Raw genomic sequence first — 19,555 nt, 5'->3', positions numbered from 1 at the left:
AGGACGATTCCAATGAAATATTTTAAAAACGTACATGAGTTGATCGGTAACACACCTCTTATGGAGATCACTCAATTTTCACTTCCGGAAGGTGTTCGTTTATTTGCAAAACTGGAGTTCATGAATCCAGGAGGAAGTGTAAAAGACCGTCTAGGTTTGGAGCTGTTGGATGCAGCTCTATCTAAGGGGGATCTTGTGCAAGGTGGTACGATCATCGAACCTACAGCAGGAAACACAGGGATTGGTCTTGCTCTTGCTGCGATCAATAAGGGGATAAACGTAATCTTTGTTATTCCAGAAAAGTTTAGTATAGAAAAACAAGAGCTTATGAAGGCGTTGGGTGCCACCATCGTTCATACCCCTACTGCCGATGGAATAAAGGGAGCGATTCAAAAAACGAAGAAATTATTGAATGAGATTCCGAATTCTTTCTCTCCATCTCAATTTTCTAACCCAGATAACCCTAACACGTACTACAAAACATTAGGTCCAGAAATCTGGGATGAGCTTGATGGCAATGTTGATGTTTTTGTAGCAGGAGCGGGTACAGGTGGTACGTTTATGGGTACAGCTCGTTACTTAAAAGAAAAGAACAAAAACGTGAAGACCGTTATTGTTGAACCTGAAGGCTCTATTCTTAATGGTGGAGAATCCGGACCTCATAAAACAGAAGGAATCGGTATGGAATTTCTTCCTGGATATATGGATTCCTCGTATTTTAACAGCATCCATACGGTAATGGATGTTGATGCATTCCAAAGAGTCGCTGAATTAGCCAAAAAAGAGGGGCTCCTTGTTGGAAGCTCCTCAGGAGCTGCTTTACACGCTGCACTCATTGAGGCACAAACCGCGCAACCAGGACAAAACATTGTCACGATATTTGCAGATAGTTCAGAGCGATATTTAAGCAAGAAAATTTATGAAGGAGGCATCTGATAATGAAACGTAAAACAAAACTGATCCACGGAGGCATTCCTTCTGATAAAACAACAGGGGCTGTGTCATTTCCGATCTACCAAGTAAGCACATACAAGCAAGAAGATGTGGGGGTTCATAGCGGATTTGAATATTCTCGTACTGGGAACCCAACTCGACATGCGTTAGAAGAACTGATCAAAGATCTAGAAGGAGGCAAACGCGGATTTGCGTTTGGCTCAGGAATGGCTGCCATTACTGCTGTTATGATGTTATTTGATTCTGGTGATCACGTTATTCTAACAGATGATGTATACGGTGGTACGTATCGTGTGATGACGAAGGTCTTGAACCGTCTTGGAATCGATTCAACGTTTGTAGATACAACGGACATCGAACAGATCGAAGCTGCATTAAAACCAAACACGAAAGCGGTCTATGTAGAAACACCTACAAATCCTCTATTAAAGGTTACAGACATCGAAGCTGTAGCTTCTTGGGCAAAAGCGAAAAACCTTCTGTTCATGGTGGATAATACGTTTAATACACCATACTGGCAGAACCCGATCGAATTAGGAGCAGATATAGTTCTTCACTCTGCAACGAAATATATTGGTGGTCATAGTGACGTTGTAGCAGGTCTAGTCGTAGTAAACGATGAAAAGCTAGGAGAAGATCTGCATTTCGTACAAAACTCAACAGGCGGCGTTTTAGGGCCTCAAGATTCATGGTTGCTCATTCGTGGGATTAAAACGCTTGGGTTGCGTATGGAAGCTCATGAAAGCAATACGACGAAAATCGTTGAATTTTTAAAATCTCATTCAGCTGTAGAAAAAATTTATTACCCAGGACTAGAAGATCATCCTCAGCACGAGATAGCTAAAAAGCAATCTGGCGGCTTTGGTGGTATGGTATCGTTTGATGTTGGTTCACAAGCGAATGCTGATGCACTTTTGAAAAAGGTAAAATATTTCACACTTGCAGAAAGCTTAGGCGCAGTTGAGAGTTTGATCTCGGTTCCTGCTCGAATGACACATGCTTCTATACCTGCAGAACGAAGAGCAGAGTTAGGAATAACTGATGGATTGGTTCGAATCTCAGTTGGTATTGAAGATGCTGACGATCTGATCGATGATCTGAAGAATGCTTTAAGTTAAAGAGTTGAACACAGTGGCTAGAACAAGTGCTTTAATAGGCACTTGTTCTTTTTTGTGTTGGTTAGTGTGTGTTGATAAGTCAAGATTTAAGGAATGAAAACCTGAAAAAGCCTCTTCGAGTACATAGTGAGGGGTATAAGATACATTGCAACTGTCGAAATATGTAAACTTGCCGGTTTATGAGGAAAACTCGCTGAATTAAGTCCAAAACTCGCCGGATTAATTACAAAACTTCCAGGAATAATTCTTGAAATCGCTGAATTATTCCTACAAATGCCCGCGAGGTATACGCTGATAACAGTTTCAAAGACACCACATTGAAGCTATTTTGACTCTAATAAATAAAAGATATATTCACGTTCAATTTAAGGTATATGATGCAAATTTTTGATCACAATTTAGACAAAATTACTTCACGCTTTTGTCAAAAACTGCTTGGTAGGTCGCTATCTTACCTATGTTATCCTTTATATAGAGATTAGGAGTAGGAGGTAGACACCGTTATGAAAAACAATGCTGAATTCATTCAAAAGAAAATCGCTGACTACCAGCGCTTCGGTTTTATTTTATTGGCTGTTAGCACGTTCTTTTATTTAGGACTGGTACTTCCTGTTGAAGACAAAAACTTTGTTCAATCCATCACACTAGGTATTGCATCTACTACGTGCTTAGGGTTCACGGCACTTATGTATAGAGTCGTGAGAAAGTGCAAAACACAATTACAAGAATTAAGTGAATAAACGATATAGATATTTTCACGTACCGTCCCTTATGTAGGGGCGGTATTTTTTATGTTTTAAAAGAAAGCGTTTTCGAAAAACTACATAGGTGGTATGACTTAGAAAGCTTAATTTTCCAGACTCTCATAAGTTCAAATTAGATAGTTTATTGAGATATAACAATCGGGTATGGATACAGAACGGCCGATGAAGGTCATACTAAGTTTTAACAATCTATTTTAAGAAAGAAGTGGAGTTAGTGGGTATCATCTGGGCACTTATTACAGCAGTCTGCTGGGGAAGTATCGTATTAGTGAGCGAAAAACTCGGTGGAGATTTTCACAGTCAAACATTTGGAATGACACTCGGAGCTCTGTTGTTTTCGATTGTTGCATTCTTTATCGTACAACCTGATCTTAATATCACAGTTTTTGCGATTGGTATCGTATCAGGAATCTTCTGGGTGATCGGACAGCGGAACCAATTTGCTAGTGTTGATTATTTAGGGGTTTCTAAGATTGTTCCTCTTTCAACAGGCATGCAGTTGTTCGGAACAACATTGTTTGGGGTCATCGTTTTTCATGAATGGAAAACAACTACCGAGATCATCATCGGAATTATTGCAATATGTGCAATTATAGCGGGAGCTTTATTAACATCTAGAAGAAGTGAGCAAGGCGACGAAAAAGACAAACAAAACTTTAAAAAAGGACTAACCATTCTCCTTATTTCTACGATTGGGTATGTAACATACGTCGTTATTATCAGATGGTTCGAAGTAAACGGTTGGCAGGCGATTCTACCTCAGGCGGTAGGGATGTTTATAGGTGCGCTCGTTTTATCGTTTAAGCATAAGCCTTTCAATAAGTACTCTGTTCGAAATATTTTAACAGGTTTGATTTGGAGCACAGGTAATCTTACATTATTGCTGTCATTGCCTCTTATCGGAATCGCGACAAGTTTTTCACTTTCCCAAACAGGTATCATCATATCAACACTCGGAGGAATCTTTCTTTTAGGTGAAAAAAGAAGTAAAAAAGAAATCATTTGGGTGATCTCAGGCTGTGTTCTCATCATAGCGGGCGGCGTCATGTTAGGATTCACAAAATCATAGAGGAGCTGAACAGTATGTATCCAGATTTAAAAGGAAAAACGGTTATTATCACAGGCGCGGCCACAGGTATCGGTAAAGCTTGTGCACTAAGATTCGGACAAGAACAAGCGAATGTTGTGATCAATTTTCATTCAGATAAACAAGTGAAAGAAACAGAAGAAATGATTAAGGAAATTAAAAATAGCGGCGGAAACGCAATTGCTGTACAAGGGGATGTAACAAAAGAAGGTGACATCAAACAACTTATCGAAAAAACAATTAGTGAGTTTGGATCGCTAGACATCATGATTAACAACGCAGGTATTGAAAATGAAGTGCCATCCCATGAGCTCACATTGGACGATTGGAACAAAGTTATATCTACAAATTTAACCGGCCAGTTTTTAGGTTGCAGAGAAGCGATCGATTACTTCTTAGAGCATGATATCCAAGGAGCTGTCATTAACATGTCGAGTGTGCATGAGATCATTCCATGGCCGCATTTTGTGCATTACGCAGCAAGTAAAGGCGGAATTAAGCTGATGACACAAACGCTCGCACTTGAATATGCTCCTAAACGAATCAGAATTAATAGCATTGCACCAGGTGCGATTAATACACCGATCAATGCAGAGAAGTTTTCTGATCCGAAACAAAAAGAAGGAGTCTTAAAGTTAATTCCTATGGGATATATAGGTGAGCCAGAGGAAATCGCAGCGACCGCGGTTTGGCTAGCCTCGAATCAAGCTAGTTATGTCACAGGATTAACGCTGATTGCTGACGGCGGTATGACGTTATATCCAGGCTTTCAAGCTGGAAAAGGGTAAAAGAAAAAGTCCACTTTCTACAAGTGGACTTTTTTGTCTGCTTATAAAAGGATTCCCGTTAATGTACCAACACAAAGTAGGATACCAAAAGCCATATGAAGTAGTGCAGTTAAACCAAGTGCTTTGTTTAATTCTTTGGCATCCCACGTGGAAATCGCAATCTTCAACCCCTTTAATGCAATAGGAAGTGTGATCGCAGCAATAAGGCTCCAAAGCGGTAGGATATCTAAGAATATTAGAGCTAATAGACTTACATATGCACCAAGCATTAATACATAATATTCTAATCGCGATGCTTTTCTTCCGATCAATCCAGCAACGGTTGTTTTACCGATCTGTTTATCTGTATCGAAGTCGCGCAAATTGTTAGCATGTAAGATAGCCATCACTAGAAGAGCGTTAGGAATAGCGGCTAAAAAGATCTCTGTGTTTAAGGTTAATGTTTGTGTGTAGAAAGAACCAACAACTGCGAGAATACCCAACGTACTTCCAGAAGCAATTTCACCTAATCCATTGTAAGCAAGTGCATAACGAGTAGCTGTGTAAAAGTAGCCTACAAGGAGTGACGGAATCCCGAAATAAAGTACTACAGGGCCGGTAAGTGCGGTTAGGATAAGTCCCACGATAATACTTAGTGCAAAGAAAATAAGTCCTGTGATATATACTTGGCGAGGAGTCATCTCTTTGCGGTCAATTACACCAGATGGACTCAGCGATCCAGGAATATCCGCACCTTTAACATGATCGAAATAGTCGTTCACTAAGTTTGTTCCGCACTGAAGAAAAACAGCGCCAAAAAGTGTTAGTAAGAAAGTAGTCCAATGAATGCTTGTCCACTGCAATGCAAGGATTGTTCCGAAGATTACAGGAATGACTGATGCTGTCAATGAAAAAGGCCGGGTTGAAGCAAAGATGACCTTAGGATGTATCATTTGTATTTCCCCCTTTACACTCATAATTATAGTAAAAGTTTGTGAAAGTGTACACATAATTATCTTATGAAGGGATTGCCTATTTATAGAAAACCTGAATGATTTTAGTGAACATTTCATTTCAGATGCATATACTTATCTAGGATAAAAAAGCTTTACACTTATTGGTAAATGGTGTAAGGTTTTCTAAGTAAAGTAAATTATTTCAAAGGAGGTTGAACACGATGATGATGTACAACAAAGCCATCTATCAATTGAATAATTCTATACGTTCGACCGCCCACTGGAGCAGTTTGTCTGTTTAACATTCATTAAAAGACACCGCGGGTCGAATGCCTGCGGTTTTTTGTGTGCCTATTTAACACCGCAGGATTATCCTGCGGTGTTTTTTTATAAATCTTAGAGGAGGAGAAGACAATGATAATGATTGGAATTACACTGCTGACTTGGCTTTTAACGGAGAAGGATTCAACCTGAGGGGAAAAATACAATTGAAACGAAGGAGCTAAAAATTTTATGTTTACACTACACTTGTTTTTTGTAACGATAACTTTTTCTATTAAGAGAAATCATCGTTCTGATGAACTTTACGCGCGTGATATGGAAATAAAAACACTTTACGATCGTGCAAAAGAAAAAGCATCCTGTAATATGTCTTCATGGCTGTAAAATAAATAAACGTAGCGCGTGCCTTTTGGGCATGCGCTACGTTTGTTTTATATAAGATGGCAAAAAGTAGGAAAGGTTATCGGTTATCGCGTTTCCGATACGATACCCAAATGCGCTTGCTTTTCCATTGATGAGAAATGTTCCTGTCATGCGGTAGCCTTTCTGAATGCCTTTTACAGATTGAAACGTCATTTTTGGGAGGGATACATACTTTTGATAAACACTTACATAGTGATCATAACTAAGATGTTTGTCTTGATCTATCATGACGCCGTTACCATCAAATATACGAACCGTATCTCCTTCTCGGCCAAACACAGGCTTTTGCACATACTTTTCTTTGTTCTTTAAAAACGTTTCTGGTTCAAGGTAGGTAGGTAAGAAATAGCGCTCGATCCATTCGTGTTCTTCACTAGTAAAGTAAGGAGAGCGTTCTTCGTGTAAACCCCATATAACAGCTAAAATGGCTTTACTTTGCAACAAAAAGGCCGAAGGGGGATTGATGACAGCCAATTTATTTTGAACGACAAGCTCCGTAAGCTGTAATCCGATATCTTCGTTAGTGACTTTGTCTACATCTTGTATAAGAAGCTCGATCGGAAAAGTCTGTCTATATAAAACATCGATTTTTTTCCCCTTTTGATCGAATAAGCCGATTCCTTTTCGTATGACCAATTCTTCCAAAGGTACAAACTCAGAAGGAAACCCTGAGAGCTCCTTTAGATACAGAACAGTATGCTTATCTTCTATGTTCTCTTCATGTGCTGTGAAAACAATATAAGGTGCATGCTCTTTTTGTAAGTTTCGATAGGCACTTAAGATGGAGGAGCGAACAGCGTTCTGTAATTGTTTTTCTTTTTCTTCGTTTGGATCTCTATATCCGTGATGTTTACAGATCAAACCATTTACCTTGAAGCATTCGAAAATAAAAGTGGGAGTATCACTGTTAAACTCCATAATTTTATGACCTTCAGGTGTTTCGATTGAATCGATCCTACCGATAACCGTTTTTGCTAATGGGGTCTGATGACGAAGAAAAGAATTTAGAGCTGATGGAAAACCTAAAAGCTGCAAAGTATCATCTTCAATATCTTCAGATTGCAGAAGAGAAGCCGTCTTAAACAATATATGACCAGCTCTTTCACCAAGATTTCTCGCATCTCTTACAGCATCTTCTGAGATTTCAGCAGGTTCATATAAAGCATATTCTTGACCATACATATCGGCCCAAAATTCAGGTAGCTTATTGTAAAATTTTTGTCTATTAACTATATAGGTCATGCGTGTGATTACCTCCAAAACATACATATCTAACAGTAAACTGGTATGATAAACATAACAAATTATAAAGAGGATGAAAATAATGGAACTCACTTATTTTATTGAACGAGATTATGACTATGAAGCTTTCTTAACATATAAGATTCCTGAAAACATGCATAACGATGAAAAATATGCCCGACAGCTCTGTGAATATTTTGTAACTGGAGGAAAAGAGTATGAGCTACAATCGAATGAGATGAAAGGCAGCGAAGAGATACTAATCGTAAAAGAGGTAGGGGAAGCACGAAGATTTACAGATGAAACAAGTTATAAAGGAAGAGGAATATTTTTAGAATTCCGCTCTTACAACTCTTCAGGAGATATGCCTGTACTTCATACGCAAGCTTTAAACAGCCATTGGGATGTTATCCGTTATTTATTAAAAGACGTAGTAGATATACCTGGTAAAGGACAGTTTTTACGTGATTCAGCTGAAATAGATGAAGACCGTGCTGTTTATGTGATGTATGTAGGGGATAAAATTTAAGCATGTGGCAGATGCCACATGCTTTTTATTTATCGCTCTTTTCTAAAAGATTGTTGCTTTGAACTCCTTGGACAATTGATTGGAGTGGAAGGTGCGTGCCTACCACATGAGAAACTCCTTGCAAGGCATGCGACGAGAAAGCATACTACGAAGCATCACTTTTAGACGCAGGAGCAAGAAACTTCTTAAGGCGGGCAGCTCGAAAAGTGGAAGTGGCTCGTTCAGCCCCCGACCAGCAAAAGTTGAATGGGCTATGAAGGCGCAATTTGCCTTCTTGACCGTTGAACTTTTGACCTCGAGGGGCTAGCCACTGCAACTAGGCAGCTGAGACACTTAAGAGTGAAACGTACGAATGTGGCTCAGCGCCTGCCCCGTGGAAAGCGAGCAGCCTGGAACGGAAATCAACACTTCCAAAAGCATCAAAGTTTACGAAAACAGCCTTATTTATTAATATGTAAGACACTGAGCGATAACCCAACCAACGGAAACACTCAAAAACATAACAAGAAGTCCAACGGCTTTGTTATCTGCATCAATTGCTTTTGAGATGCTCGAACGAATCGCTAGGTGTTCTGCTACGAACAGAGCAACGATTTGGGCAATAATCCCGACAGATCCCCAAATCAGCAGATCAACGATGCTCAAAGAATTTGCGATTGATGATCCAATGACAAAAGCGAGACCAAAAAGTCTTCCTCCAAGTGATAATGCTGCTGCACAATTTCCTTTACTAATTAACTGCAGTTCTTTCGTTTTTGTTGTTAGTTCAAATATAATGAAGCCGACAAAAAGTAAACCAAGCCCTGTAGCCGCATAAAGGGCAAAATTAAGAAATAAGTTATCCATCTTCACAACTCCTCATGATTTATCCGCCAAATCCTTTGCTTCCTCCGAAGCCAGATCCGCCGCCTTTGAAACTCGAACTACTTTTGTAGGATTTATAAGCAGAACTTTTTAATAAGCTGCTCTTTCCTTTGTAGTAACTTCCACCGTGGTAATAGTGACCGAAATAACGAGAACCGGCATCATCACATTCATATACGCCATCGTCTTCATCCCATTCCCAATCTTGACATTCCGTATCAGTTGGCTCTGGTGGAATATCTTGTGCTTGGTCGTTACAGCCAGAGAGCATAACTGCAACAGATGCAGAGGATACACCTGCAATAAGTTTTTTCGTTTTATTCACATCTTCACCTCATTCCATGCTCAATTATAGTATGGATCACTTTTTATTTGAACCATTTATTTCTAGTACGTTTGAAAAAATAAAAAGGTTCCTTCGTTTTTAATGATGTACAGACACACCCAAGCCCAGCATCGCATAAAGATAAGGGAATAGAGAATCGTCTTGGAGGTGCTGTCATGTCATTAGTAGGTGTGTTGGCTTACTTTTTCAAGGAAGTTATGCTTTTTGTATCATACGTTAAAAATAATGCATTTCCCCAGCCCCTGTCTGAAAATGAAGAAAAGCAGTACTTAAAAGAGATGGCCGAAGGAAACGAACATGCTAGAGCCATGTTGATCGAGCACAACTTAAGGCTTGTTGCGCATATCGTGAAAAAGTTTGAAAACACCGGTGAAGATACGGAAGACTTAATATCGATAGGTACGATTGGACTGATTAAGGCTATTGAAAGTTACTCGAGAGGAAAGGGTACGAAGCTTGCAACGTATGCTGCTCGGTGTATAGAGAACGAGATCTTGATGCATCTACGGGCTCTTAAGAAAACAAAGAAAGATGTTTCGCTTCATGACCCGATCGGAACGGACAAAGAAGGAAATGAGATCACATTGATCGATGTGTTGAAAGCGGAAACAGAAGATGTTGTGGATGCCATCCAATTAAAGATGCAAAAAAAGAAGATATACGATTATATTCATGTGTTGGATGACCGAGAGAAAGAAGTGATCGTAGGACGGTTTGGACTCGATCTTCAAAAAGAAAAAACGCAGCGTGAAATCGCAAAACAGCTGGGGATATCGAGAAGTTATGTTTCAAGGATCGAAAAGCGAGCGCTCATGAAGCTGTTTCATGAATTTTACCGAAGTCGCCAGCAATCAGAACGATAAATACTTACGTAAGAAGACTGGTAACAATTACAGTCTTTTTATTTTTTTATTCGGACAAACTAAAGAAAAAAGGAGTTTTTATATATGGCAAGAAGAAAGCGTCAGCCTATCGTCCCGGAAGCTAGAGAAGGGCTCGATCGGTTAAAGGCAAAAGTGATGAGAGAAGCGGGTTATAACGTATCAGATCAGTCACCAGATGATGTTAAGTATGAAGTGGCAAGAGATATGGGTGTGAACCTTGAAAAAGGATATAACGGTACGATCACGTCAAAAGACGCTGGAAAAGTCGGCGGACAGATCGGCGGAAGAATGGTAAAAGAACTTATCCAGCAGGCAAAAGCCAATTTAGGAAAGCAAGTTCGATAAGTTGGGGTTTAGATATACAAAACAGGGAATAGAATAGGTAAAAAACCAGGAGGGGTTCTTATGCAAGATGCAGTACTATATGGATCATTCGTCGTGATGCTGGCCTATTTCGTTTATGTTTCAATCGCTGAATAAAGAGTGTGAAGAAGTTCTTCTTGTTGAGGAGAGCTTCTTTTTTGTTTGCCTAGATAAACCAACTTCTATTTTTTAAAAAAATTAATCTAAAAAAAATAAACTTCATAGTCGATTTTTGTTTGAATATTTTTTATAATAAGAAAAGAGTGGAAATATGTACATATGGGGGAGAAATAATGTTATTACAAGATTTAAGACAAACATGGGAACTTGATTCCGTTTTTCCTGGTGGAAGTGAATCTAAAGAATTAGTAGCTGAAATAAATTGGGCAGAGAACGCAGCGAAAGAATTAGCAAAAAAAGCGAATTCTTTCACGTTTTCAAACGAAAACTTTTTATCACTTATTAAAGAACTTCAAAGTTTTTCTGAAAGATTATCAACTGCAGGAGCTTTTATCGGCTGCTTGATCGCTCAAGATGTAAAAGACAAGAAGGCGATGTCACTCCGCGGGCGATTGGAATCTGTATATGCAGCATTCTCTAACGTTGGATCAGTCATCGATCAGAAATTAATGGAAATCTCGGAAGATGCTTGGAAAGATCTGATGAGCCAACCTGAGTACGAACATATCGCGTTCTCGTTAAATGAGAGAAGAACGAATGCAAAAGAGAAGCTTGGTATCTCTGAAGAATCATTGATCAATGATCTCGCTGTAGACGGCTATCATGCTTGGTCAACTTTATACGATCTTGTGGTAGGTAGAATTTCAATTAAAGTTGAGATCGATGGAAAAGAAGAAGAACTTTCAGTAGGGCAAGCTGAGAATAAGTTTTCAAGTCCTGACCGTAACGTGAGAAAAGAAACGTTTAAAAAGTTTGTTCAGGCATGGGACCATGAAGGTGAATTCTGTGGAGCTTCACTAAATCATATCGCAGGATTTAGAAACGAGATCTACAAGCACAGAGGTTGGGAAGAGACATTAAAAGAACCACTAGCGATCAATCGTATGAAAGAAGAGACGCTTACAGCAATGTGGGATGCCATCACTTCTCAAAAAGAAATCTTCGTAAAATACTTAGATCGAAAAGCGAAACTCCTAGGTCTAGATAAATTAAGCTGGTACGATGTTGATGCACCGTTATCTTCTGCAAACAGTAAGATGAGTTATGACGAAGCGGCTCAATTTATCGTAGATCATTTCCGTACGCTTGCACCAAAAATGGCTGATTTCTCTAAAAAGGCGTTCCTAGACGGTTGGATTGAAGCAGAAGATCGTTCAGGTAAAAGACCTGGAGGCTTCTGTACGGGGTTTCCGACTAAGAAAGAAACAAGAATCTTTATGACGTTCTCTGGAACACCTAGCAACGTTTCAACTTTAGCTCATGAACTTGGTCACGCGTTCCATACGGACGTTTTAAAAGAGATGCCGTACTATGCAACGAATTATGCCATGAACGTAGCTGAAACGGCTTCAACTTTTGCTGAGATGATCGTTGCTGATGCAGCAGTATCAAACGCAAAAACAAAAGAAGAAAAAATTGCATTGCTCGAAGATAAAGCTCAACGTTCTGTAGCATTCTTCATGAATATTCATGCTCGTTTTCTGTTTGAAACGAGAATGTATGAAGAAAGAAAATCCGGTCAACTTTCCGTAGAACGTTTATGTGAACTGATGGAAGAAGCACAAAAAGAAGCTTTTAATGGTGCACTCGATGAATATCACCCATACTTCTGGGCATCAAAGCTTCATTTCTATATTACAGACGTTCCGTTCTATAACTTCCCGTATACATTCGGTTATCTGTTCTCTGCGGGAATCTATGCAAAAGCAAAAGAAGAAGGTCCTTCATTTGAAGAAAAATATATTGCACTTCTTCAAGATACAGGAAAGATGGAAGTGGAAGAGCTCGCACAAAAACATCTAGGGATAGATGTTACAAAGCAAGACTTCTGGTTAAAAGGTATCGAACTTGCGGCAGCCGATGTAGAAGAGTTTTTAGCACTAACAGAAGAATAAACATAGATACGGCAGTTCCTTTAAGAGGAATTGCCGTTTTTCGCTATATAGGGGTTAATTAATCATGTAGACTTTTGCTTGTTATTAAGCTACGCCAAGGTGTGTTGTAGTGGTAAATGGCTGAATGTGTGTATTGTCTTAAAGATGGGGTATTGGGGAATCATTTTTTACCGAATTTTGTCGACTCACCGATTTATCCTCAAATCTCGCCCTATTATTGCAAAAACTCGCTGAATTAACACTGAAATTTCTAGGATTATTTTTAAAATTTCTAGAATAAGCTAACGAAATGAACAATAAAAAAGCTTGGCAAATTCATGCCAAGCTTTCTTCAACAAATATTTATCTTTTTTCAATCGTGATAGTACTAATCATGAGGACAGATAATATGAACGTTAAAAACATATAAAGATATCCAGGTACTAGATCAACTGTCAGATAACCTGCAGCCATCAAACAACCAGCTAATGTGATCGGCACACCTACAAAAGAACCGGTAAACTCTGTAATGTTAAACCGAGCCAATCGAATCGCACCACAAACAATAAAGATAACGGTGAAGATCATGCCAGGAACACCAAACTGATGAAGGACAACTTGATAGATTAAAAACGCAGGTGCTATTCCAAATGAGATCAAGTCACAAAGAGAGTCTAATTGTTTCCCAAACTCGGACTCAATATGTAACTTTCGAGCTACCATACCATCAAAACGGTCAAACAGACCTGCTAAGAAGATTAAGATGAATCCTATCTTCAGATCACCTGATACCATAAATAATAAAGCTAAAGTTCCTAATGATAAATTGATCAATGTTAAGAAGTTAGCGGTTTGTCCCTTCACTTTCTTAAACGTTGAATCAATGCGCTCTCTTTCGAGCATGAACATACAATCACTCCTCAAACGGGTAACCGGCTAGAACGAAGGAAGTGTACAAATTAAAAGGAGATAGAGAGTATCGCCCTTTTAGATGAATTTATCCGTGTTCGTTCGTTGCTTAAAATTATATACCCATTCTAATCATTATATGACAACGAGTATGTGATGAATAGTCGCTATTATTTATGGAGTATTAGAACGATCTTTATTTTCAAGTTCATTAAATACTGTTTTTTCAGAGAGTGGCACTCCTGTTCTGTATGCTGCTCTTGAAATCATGTGTCCTGCTACTGGAGCAGTTAACAGAACAAAAAGGATACCTAATATTAATTTACCGCTGAAAACATGCATTTCAGACAACACATAGATAAAGGCTCCGATTAAAATTCCGGATACTCCTAATGTTGAGGCTTTACTTGCAGCATGAAGTCTTGAATATACGTCAGGAAAGCGGAGTACACCAAGTGTTCCTGAGAATATAAAAAAGGTGCCAGCGATGAGGAAGAAGCTAATCACGATCTTGATCAATGATAACACCCTTTTCTAAAAATTTTGCAACAGAGACAGTCGCAATGAACGTCAATATGCCGATAAGCAGAATAATATCGTTCAACTGAACAGTGTCTAATATGATCGCCATAATACCAGTGATCGCAATTAAGTTAATGCCGATCGTGTCTAGTGCTACTACGCGATCTGGATTTGAAGGACCCCTTACCGCTCGATAGAGAAGAAGCAGAATCGAGATGGTCGTTACGAATAAACAAACATGAACAACAATTGTAAACCAATCTGTCATCGTGTTACCTCCCTTATTGCTTTTTCAAAAGATTCCTTAATGCTTACGATGGTTTCATTAACATCCGGAAGATCGAGCGCATGGATATAAATATATCGTTGGTCCCTAGAAACATCCACAGACAAAGTTCCAGGAGTTAAAGTAATCAAGTTAGCAAGTAAAGTGATCTCCCAGTTTTTCTTCACGTCAATCGGAAGTGCGAGTATACCCGGCTGAAAATCAAGCTTGGGTTTATAAACCCATTTTAGAACTTCGATATTGGCTAGAAGAAGTTCTCTTATGAATAAAAAGATCAAATATAGAATCGCTCTCACATGTTTAAAATAGTACGAATCAGGAATGAAACGATTCAGCAAGAAGAGAAGTGCTGCTCCAATCACAAATCCAACTATAAAACTTGCGAAAGAGTAGCTCTCAGATAAAAACATCCAAATAACGCCGATCAGCAAATTTAGAATAAGTTGAAATGTCATGGAATTACTCCTTTAATACATAATCGATATAGATTTGCGGATCGATCAGACTGTCTGCTGCTGCCTGAACATACGGATAGAACCATTCTGCTCCAACACCAAGCAAGATAGAGATCGCGATCAGTACCGCAGACGCTGCTAATCCTGAAGTTCTCAAAGGTTGTTTCGGTTCTTCCTTTAGCTCACCCCAGAAAGCCCCAATAAAGATGCGAATCACAGAAAATAAGATTAACAGACTCGATAATAATCCGACCCCAGCAGCAATATAATGTCCTTCATCCATCGCACCTCTTAAAAGAAGGTATTTCCCAATAAAGCCACTAAAAGGCGGGATTCCAGCTAATATAAGAGATGCAACAAAGAACATCCAACCCATAAGTGGTGCGGTTTTTATATATCCGCCCATCTTTTTTAGGTTAGAAGTTCCAGCATGCCAAACAAGTAGGCCGGCAAGGAAAAATAAAGCGGCTTTAATCGCCATATCATGAACAAGATAGTAGATCGTCCCTGCAAGTGATTCTGCTGAGAATGTTCCTATACCGAGAAGCATAAAGCCGATCGCTGGCATGATATTGTAAGCAATGATCAATTTCACATTAGATGTAGAAAGCGCACCAATGACTCCTATAATCATCGTAATCGTAGCGATCCAAATGAAAAAAGTGTGTGTCAGCTCAAGTTTGTGTGAAAAAATGAGTGTGAAGACTCTGAGCATTGAGTACACACCAACTTTGGTCAATAATGCACCAAACAATGCAGAAACGATAGGTGACGGTACGATATACGATTTAGGAAGCCAAAAATACAATGGAAATAGAGCACCTTTTGTCGCGAAAACAATAAATAGTAATATCCCTATTCCGGTCAAGATACCTTGTTGCTCAACTTGGCCAACACGTTCCCCGAGTTGCGCCATATTTACAGTACCCGTAACAGAGTATAGGAAGGCTACCGTAGTAACAAATAGAATAGACGAAAATAAATTTAGTAAGATGTACTTTACTGATTCTCGAAACTGATGCTTAGAACCTCCAATAATGATCAGTCCATAGGATGCCATTAACAACACTTCAAAGAACACGAACAGGTTGAATAGATCACCTGTTAAGAATGCACCACTCACCCCAGCGATCAGTAAGAAGAACAAAGGGTAAAAATAGTGCTCTACCATTTTTTCCGTAACGGAAGAAAGTGCAAAGATCGCGGCAGTTAAAGCGATCACATTTACAGCAAGTATCATGATGACGGACAGCTTGTCAGCTACAAGGATAATTCCGTATGGTGCTTTCCAACCCCCAGTTTCCAAGGTGAGGGGTCCGTTCGAAAATACATGATAACTTAAGTAGAGCGATACACCGAAACTTAACAAGACCACTAGAAATGAAAGGTTAACCGTTGCCTTTTGTTTCTTATTAAAGAAAACAAGCAAAGCTCCGAAAAACAAAGGTATAAATATTGGCAAGAATACTAAATTACTCATCATCTGTTCCCCTTAGCTGATCCATCATATCTGTCTTGTTGCTTTGATAGGTTCGATAAGCCAGTACAAGTAGAAAGCTCGTAACCCCAAAACTAATAACAATAGATGTCAGTATTAGCGCTTGAGGGAGAGGGTCTGTATAGTTCTTGACCCCCTCTATTAAAATAGGAGGTTTACCACGGTTTAATTTACCCATCGTTAAGATAAACAAGTGAGCCCCATGTGATAAAAGCGCTGTACCAAGTACAATTTTTAGTAACTGTTTCTGAAGTATAAGATAAACGCCGGCTGCAAATAACGTTCCGGCAAGTATAGACATAAGAATTTCCATTAGTGGTTCATGTCTCCTTTATCCCGGTATTTTATCATGGCATAAATGCCTAGAGCAGCTAGACCAAGTACTGCAATTTCGAATAAAGTATCTAGTCCACGAAAGTCAACAAGGATAACGTTGACGATATTGTCTCCACCGCCAAGCTTATAAGAATTATCTACAAAATATTTCGAGATGCTGTCAAAATATTTAGAGCTATGAGCAGAGATCGCTACAATAGTTAAAAGTGCTCCCGTTGAAGCTGCAATTACAAAATCAACAAGTTTTTCAGAAGGTTTCTTGTCCGATTTTTTCAACTTTGGAAGATGCGCAAAACATAGCAAGAAGAGAGCGACCGTTATAGTCTCAACGATAAGCTGTGTTAATGCGAGGTCTGGTGCTCGGAAAAAAACGAACAATAAGGAAAGACCATATCCTACAACTCCGATTACAATGATCGCAGCGATTCTCTGTGTCATCCAGATCGTCGCAATAGCAGCAACAGCCATAACAAAACCGACTAAAACCTCTGGCCAAGTTACCGGTGCTAGATCATCGAAAGCTATTTTAAATCCGTCTGTAACATATATAAAGATTGAGGTAGCCAGGACCAAGAATACAAGAATAATGGATGTATACAATCGCAATGAACCCGTCATATAGAACTTCGTAAATTTACTTGAGAAACTCAATAGGCCGTTTACGATAGACTGATATATACGATCCGTTGAAAACTTTCCAGGTACTCTATTATAGATCGGCTGCCATCTTTTTAGCGTAAGTACAAGAATAGTTCCAATCACTACAACAATCAATGACATATGCAAAGGTGTGTTATCAAAACCATGCCAAAATGCTAAGTGAGTTAAAGCAAAGTCCCCCGTTACTGATCCAACTGCGGGTGCAAGTAACGACTCATTGATCAAGTTTGGCAATAATCCAATCAAAACGACAAACCCAATAAGGATAATCGGAGAAATGAGCATACCGATCGGCGCTTCATGAGGCTTTTTCTCAAGTTGATCCAACTTGGCTTTACCTGTAAAAGTGCCGAATACTAAATACATAGAATAAACGAATGTGAAGATACTTCCGATTACGGCTAGCCACGGAATCCACTCTGCAAACGTTCCAGCAAAACCGCTCGTCTGCTCTAATTTTAATGATGAATCAAAAAACATTTCTTTACTTAAAAATCCATTGAAGATCGGAAGCGGGACGCCAGCCATGGAGAATGCTCCAAAGAATGCTAGAGTAGCTGAGATCGGCATAAATGTATAAAGTCCGCCAAGTCTTCTAATATCCCTCGTACCTGTCTCATGATCAACAATACCTGCTATCATAAACAAGCTGCCTTTAAAGGTAGCGTGGTTAAAGATGTGAAAGATCGCTGCAAGTGTTGCGATACCAGTACCAAAGCCGAGCATCGTCATTATCATACCAAGCTGGCTGATCGTTGAATAAGCTAAGATCCCCTTCAGATCAGTCTGGCGAGACGCGAGAATAGATCCTAAACAAAGTGTAATCAGCCCCACTCCCGAAACGATGATAAAAAATACATCTGTTCCACTAAAGATGAGAGAGAACCTCGCGACAAGATATATTCCTGCTTTAACCATCGTTGCAGAGTGAAGGTAAGCACTGACTGGAGTCGGTGCTTCCATCGCATCTGGAAGCCAGCTGTGAAATGGAAACTGTGCCGATTTTGTAAAGGCACCAATCAGTAACAATATTAAGATTGGAATAAATAAATCACTCTCTATGATGTCAGACCGATTAGCGATCATCTCTCGTATGCTATTCGTTTCGGCTGTAATGGATAGCAGAATAAGAGCCCCTAGCATAGCTAGACCGCCAAAAACCGTTACAAGCATCGACTTTTGTGCACCATACGTGGAACGTTCACGATAGAACCAAAACCCAATCAATAGAAAGGAAGAAATACTTGTGAATTCCCAGAAAGTATAGAGCACGAACACGTTGTCAGATAGAACGACACCCAGCATCGATCCCATAAATAATAGTAAATAAACATAGAAATGAACGAGCTGTTCTTTTTTCGATAGATAAAAGATCGAATAAAGAACGACTAGTGATCCGATTCCTGTTATTAAAAGTGAAAAAAGCATGCTAAGCCCATCTAGATAAAAACTTAATTGGATGTCGAGAGATGGAATCCAATTCGCAATGCTTTGAACAATTTTCCCTTCAGCCAATGTTGGCAGTTTTGAGATAAACAGGATAAAAAGCACGGCTGGAACAGGCAGAACAAACCAACCAGTATGTATCCGGTCTACTTTTTTAGCAGCAAATCCAATTAACAAGGCTGCTAAAAAAGGTAAGAGTATGTAGATATGCAACATGAGTACCGGTAAACCTCCTTAAAACCCAAAAATAATCGTCATAGTCCATTACATTGTAAGCAAAACCTTTCCTTTTTAGCAAATACTTTACCAAACAGAAACTCTCAAATCAGATTGATTTTGCATCTCTTGAATATCCTTCCCAAAAAATACCTAACCTATTTGAGAGGTGATTGAAAATGAGACTACTACATACATACGGAATACTATTGGTTTTGTTTCAACTAACTGGCTGTTTTAATGATTCGATTTATAAAAAAGATGAGTCGAGCCCTGAGTTTCTACCAAGAGAATATTATCGAAAGCACATTAGTCTTTCTGAAGCAGGAGTTTCAACTGCATCTTCACTTGCTGAACAGATGAAACGTGAAATAAAAAAAGATAAATTTATTAAACGTGCAGTGGTTGTAAAGAAAGAAGGGAAATACGTAGTAGCGATACAGATGAAGTCTTATCATTATAAAAAGGCAGACTTATTAAGTAAAAAGTATAAACAAACATGGGAAGAACAGTGGAAAATTCCTATTGAAATAACTTTCAATCCAGAAGAATATCGTAAAGTTGAAAGAGAGCTGGCCACAAAAAAATAGAGCG

22 protein-coding genes are annotated in these 19,555 nt (G+C 39.1%); 11 read left to right on the top strand and 11 right to left on the bottom strand.

What is annotated here, in order from left to right; translation table 11 throughout:
* Positions 1-12: 12 nt before the first annotated feature.
* From ABE65_RS14680 to ABE65_RS14660, 5 genes are all read left to right on the top strand, one after another.
* Positions 13-936: a PLP-dependent cysteine synthase family protein gene (locus ABE65_RS14680; RefSeq protein WP_066396414.1), complete on the top strand. Its 924-nt coding sequence runs from the start codon at positions 13-15 to the stop codon at positions 934-936.
* Positions 937-938: 2 nt separating this feature from the next.
* Positions 939-2,072 carry a bifunctional cystathionine gamma-lyase/homocysteine desulfhydrase gene (locus tag ABE65_RS14675; protein ID WP_066396412.1) on the top strand — a complete coding sequence of 378 codons (1,134 nt, stop codon included), beginning with the start codon at positions 939-941 and terminating at the stop codon, positions 2,070-2,072.
* A 503-nt stretch (positions 2,073-2,575) separates the two neighbouring features.
* The gene (locus ABE65_RS14670; RefSeq protein WP_066396410.1) at positions 2,576-2,812 is read left to right on the top strand and encodes a YrhC family protein; all 237 of its coding nucleotides are present in this window, start codon (positions 2,576-2,578) and stop codon (positions 2,810-2,812) included.
* 238 nt (positions 2,813-3,050) lie between these two features.
* The gene (locus tag ABE65_RS14665) at positions 3,051-3,905 is read left to right on the top strand and encodes a GRP family sugar transporter (protein ID WP_066396408.1); all 855 of its coding nucleotides are present in this window, start codon (positions 3,051-3,053) and stop codon (positions 3,903-3,905) included.
* Between the two features lie 14 nt (positions 3,906-3,919).
* A complete protein-coding gene (locus ABE65_RS14660; RefSeq protein ID WP_066396406.1) occupies positions 3,920-4,711 on the top strand; it encodes a glucose-1-dehydrogenase in 792 nt (263 codons plus the stop codon).
* Positions 4,712-4,752: 41 nt separating this feature from the next.
* On the opposite strand, the gene menA is transcribed toward ABE65_RS14660, so the two are convergent.
* Positions 4,753-5,643, bottom strand: a complete 891-nt coding sequence (gene menA, locus ABE65_RS14655) for a 1,4-dihydroxy-2-naphthoate octaprenyltransferase (protein WP_066396404.1) — start codon at positions 5,641-5,643, stop codon at positions 4,753-4,755.
* Positions 5,644-6,159: 516 nt separating this feature from the next.
* Between menA and ABE65_RS21590 the strand changes: the two genes are divergently transcribed.
* Entirely contained in the window at positions 6,160-6,312 is a 153-nt protein-coding gene (locus tag ABE65_RS21590) for a YrzI family small protein (RefSeq protein WP_082861449.1), read from the top strand.
* Between the two features lie 36 nt (positions 6,313-6,348).
* On the opposite strand, the gene ABE65_RS14650 is transcribed toward ABE65_RS21590, so the two are convergent.
* The gene (locus ABE65_RS14650; protein WP_066396402.1) at positions 6,349-7,593 is read right to left on the bottom strand and encodes a glutathionylspermidine synthase family protein; all 1,245 of its coding nucleotides are present in this window, start codon (positions 7,591-7,593) and stop codon (positions 6,349-6,351) included.
* An 82-nt stretch (positions 7,594-7,675) separates the two neighbouring features.
* Here ABE65_RS14650 and ABE65_RS14645 point away from each other — a divergent pair, with 82 nt between their 5' ends.
* On the top strand, positions 7,676-8,122 hold the full coding sequence (locus ABE65_RS14645; RefSeq protein WP_231887809.1) for an RNA helicase: 447 nt from the start codon (positions 7,676-7,678) through the stop codon (positions 8,120-8,122).
* 447 nt (positions 8,123-8,569) lie between these two features.
* Here ABE65_RS14645 and ABE65_RS14640 read toward each other — a convergent pair whose 3' ends face one another.
* Together ABE65_RS14640 and ABE65_RS14635 are read right to left on the bottom strand one after the other, a co-directional pair.
* Entirely contained in the window at positions 8,570-8,968 is a 399-nt protein-coding gene (locus tag ABE65_RS14640; protein ID WP_066396397.1) for a DUF350 domain-containing protein, read from the bottom strand.
* Between the two features lie 19 nt (positions 8,969-8,987).
* Complete coding sequence (locus ABE65_RS14635) at positions 8,988-9,311, bottom strand: aminotransferase yhxA (RefSeq protein ID WP_066396390.1); 324 nt, start codon at positions 9,309-9,311, stop codon at positions 8,988-8,990.
* 176 nt (positions 9,312-9,487) lie between these two features.
* Here ABE65_RS14635 and sigK point away from each other — a divergent pair, with 176 nt between their 5' ends.
* From sigK to ABE65_RS14620, 3 genes are all read left to right on the top strand, one after another.
* Entirely contained in the window at positions 9,488-10,195 is a 708-nt protein-coding gene (sigK, locus tag ABE65_RS14630) for an RNA polymerase sporulation sigma factor SigK (RefSeq protein WP_066237772.1), read from the top strand.
* An 84-nt stretch (positions 10,196-10,279) separates the two neighbouring features.
* Positions 10,280-10,561, top strand: a complete 282-nt coding sequence (locus ABE65_RS14625; RefSeq protein WP_066396387.1) for an alpha/beta-type small acid-soluble spore protein — start codon at positions 10,280-10,282, stop codon at positions 10,559-10,561.
* Positions 10,562-10,872: 311 nt separating this feature from the next.
* A complete protein-coding gene (locus ABE65_RS14620; RefSeq protein ID WP_066396384.1) occupies positions 10,873-12,654 on the top strand; it encodes a M3 family oligoendopeptidase in 1,782 nt (593 codons plus the stop codon).
* A gap of 342 nt (positions 12,655-12,996) precedes the next feature.
* On the opposite strand, the gene pssA is transcribed toward ABE65_RS14620, so the two are convergent.
* From pssA to ABE65_RS14585, 7 genes are all read right to left on the bottom strand, one after another.
* Positions 12,997-13,542, bottom strand: coding sequence for a CDP-diacylglycerol--serine O-phosphatidyltransferase (gene pssA, locus ABE65_RS14615; RefSeq protein ID WP_066396382.1), 546 nt, complete (start codon positions 13,540-13,542; stop codon positions 12,997-12,999).
* A gap of 174 nt (positions 13,543-13,716) precedes the next feature.
* Positions 13,717-14,070, bottom strand: a complete 354-nt coding sequence (mnhG, locus tag ABE65_RS14610; RefSeq protein WP_322741801.1) for a monovalent cation/H(+) antiporter subunit G — start codon at positions 14,068-14,070, stop codon at positions 13,717-13,719.
* Positions 14,042-14,332: a Na(+)/H(+) antiporter subunit F1 gene (locus tag ABE65_RS14605; protein WP_066396378.1), complete on the bottom strand. Its 291-nt coding sequence runs from the start codon at positions 14,330-14,332 to the stop codon at positions 14,042-14,044. The genes mnhG and ABE65_RS14605 overlap by 29 nt, the downstream gene beginning before the upstream one ends.
* Positions 14,329-14,805 (bottom strand): Na+/H+ antiporter subunit E, encoded by a 477-nt coding sequence (locus ABE65_RS14600; RefSeq protein ID WP_066396376.1) that lies wholly within the window; start codon positions 14,803-14,805, stop codon positions 14,329-14,331. Before ABE65_RS14600 ends, ABE65_RS14605 begins: the two co-directional genes overlap by 4 nt.
* Before the next feature lie 4 nt (positions 14,806-14,809).
* Entirely contained in the window at positions 14,810-16,288 is a 1,479-nt protein-coding gene (locus tag ABE65_RS14595; RefSeq protein ID WP_066396373.1) for a Na+/H+ antiporter subunit D, read from the bottom strand.
* Positions 16,278-16,616 carry a Na(+)/H(+) antiporter subunit C gene (locus tag ABE65_RS14590; RefSeq protein ID WP_066396371.1) on the bottom strand — a complete coding sequence of 113 codons (339 nt, stop codon included), beginning with the start codon at positions 16,614-16,616 and terminating at the stop codon, positions 16,278-16,280. The genes ABE65_RS14595 and ABE65_RS14590 overlap by 11 nt, the downstream gene beginning before the upstream one ends.
* Positions 16,616-18,961 (bottom strand): Na+/H+ antiporter subunit A, encoded by a 2,346-nt coding sequence (locus tag ABE65_RS14585; RefSeq protein ID WP_066396365.1) that lies wholly within the window; start codon positions 18,959-18,961, stop codon positions 16,616-16,618. The genes ABE65_RS14590 and ABE65_RS14585 overlap by 1 nt, the downstream gene beginning before the upstream one ends.
* Positions 18,962-19,140: 179 nt before the next feature.
* On the opposite strand from ABE65_RS14585, the gene ABE65_RS14580 reads away from it, so the two are divergent.
* Complete coding sequence (locus tag ABE65_RS14580; RefSeq protein ID WP_066396362.1) at positions 19,141-19,551, top strand: hypothetical protein; 411 nt, start codon at positions 19,141-19,143, stop codon at positions 19,549-19,551.
* Positions 19,552-19,555: the final 4 nt, after the last annotated feature.

It is taken from the genome of Fictibacillus phosphorivorans (genome assembly GCF_001629705.1).
Classification (GTDB): Bacteria; Bacillota; Bacilli; order Bacillales; family Fictibacillaceae; genus Fictibacillus; species Fictibacillus phosphorivorans_A.
Note: the sequence above shows the minus strand (reverse complement) of the source record. Positions and strands in the feature narration are given on the sequence as shown.

Excerpts from the sequence above, each read along its gene's own strand:
- ABE65_RS14580 (WP_066396362.1), top strand. The coding sequence starts at position 19,141 with ATGAGACTACTACATACATACGGAATACTATTGGTTTTGTTTCAACTA.
- sigK (WP_066237772.1), top strand. The coding sequence starts at position 9,488 with ATGTCATTAGTAGGTGTGTTGGCTTACTTTTTCAAGGAAGTTATGCTT.
- ABE65_RS14625 (WP_066396387.1), top strand. The coding sequence starts at position 10,280 with ATGGCAAGAAGAAAGCGTCAGCCTATCGTCCCGGAAGCTAGAGAAGGG.
- ABE65_RS14585 (WP_066396365.1), bottom strand. The coding sequence starts at position 18,961 with ATGTTGCATATCTACATACTCTTACCTTTTTTAGCAGCCTTGTTAATT.
- ABE65_RS14620 (WP_066396384.1), top strand. The coding sequence starts at position 10,873 with ATGTTATTACAAGATTTAAGACAAACATGGGAACTTGATTCCGTTTTT.
- menA (WP_066396404.1), bottom strand. The coding sequence starts at position 5,643 with ATGATACATCCTAAGGTCATCTTTGCTTCAACCCGGCCTTTTTCATTG.
- ABE65_RS14600 (WP_066396376.1), bottom strand. The coding sequence starts at position 14,805 with ATGACATTTCAACTTATTCTAAATTTGCTGATCGGCGTTATTTGGATG.
- ABE65_RS14645 (WP_231887809.1), top strand. The coding sequence starts at position 7,676 with ATGGAACTCACTTATTTTATTGAACGAGATTATGACTATGAAGCTTTC.
- ABE65_RS14650 (WP_066396402.1), bottom strand. The coding sequence starts at position 7,593 with ATGACCTATATAGTTAATAGACAAAAATTTTACAATAAGCTACCTGAA.
- ABE65_RS14670 (WP_066396410.1), top strand. The coding sequence starts at position 2,576 with ATGAAAAACAATGCTGAATTCATTCAAAAGAAAATCGCTGACTACCAG.
- ABE65_RS21590 (WP_082861449.1), top strand. The coding sequence starts at position 6,160 with ATGTTTACACTACACTTGTTTTTTGTAACGATAACTTTTTCTATTAAG.
- ABE65_RS14640 (WP_066396397.1), bottom strand. The coding sequence starts at position 8,968 with ATGGATAACTTATTTCTTAATTTTGCCCTTTATGCGGCTACAGGGCTT.
- ABE65_RS14680 (WP_066396414.1), top strand. The coding sequence starts at position 13 with ATGAAATATTTTAAAAACGTACATGAGTTGATCGGTAACACACCTCTT.
- ABE65_RS14660 (WP_066396406.1), top strand. The coding sequence starts at position 3,920 with ATGTATCCAGATTTAAAAGGAAAAACGGTTATTATCACAGGCGCGGCC.
- ABE65_RS14590 (WP_066396371.1), bottom strand. The coding sequence starts at position 16,616 with ATGGAAATTCTTATGTCTATACTTGCCGGAACGTTATTTGCAGCCGGC.
- ABE65_RS14605 (WP_066396378.1), bottom strand. The coding sequence starts at position 14,332 with ATGACAGATTGGTTTACAATTGTTGTTCATGTTTGTTTATTCGTAACG.
- ABE65_RS14595 (WP_066396373.1), bottom strand. The coding sequence starts at position 16,288 with ATGATGAGTAATTTAGTATTCTTGCCAATATTTATACCTTTGTTTTTC.
- pssA (WP_066396382.1), bottom strand. The coding sequence starts at position 13,542 with ATGTTCATGCTCGAAAGAGAGCGCATTGATTCAACGTTTAAGAAAGTG.
- ABE65_RS14675 (WP_066396412.1), top strand. The coding sequence starts at position 939 with ATGAAACGTAAAACAAAACTGATCCACGGAGGCATTCCTTCTGATAAA.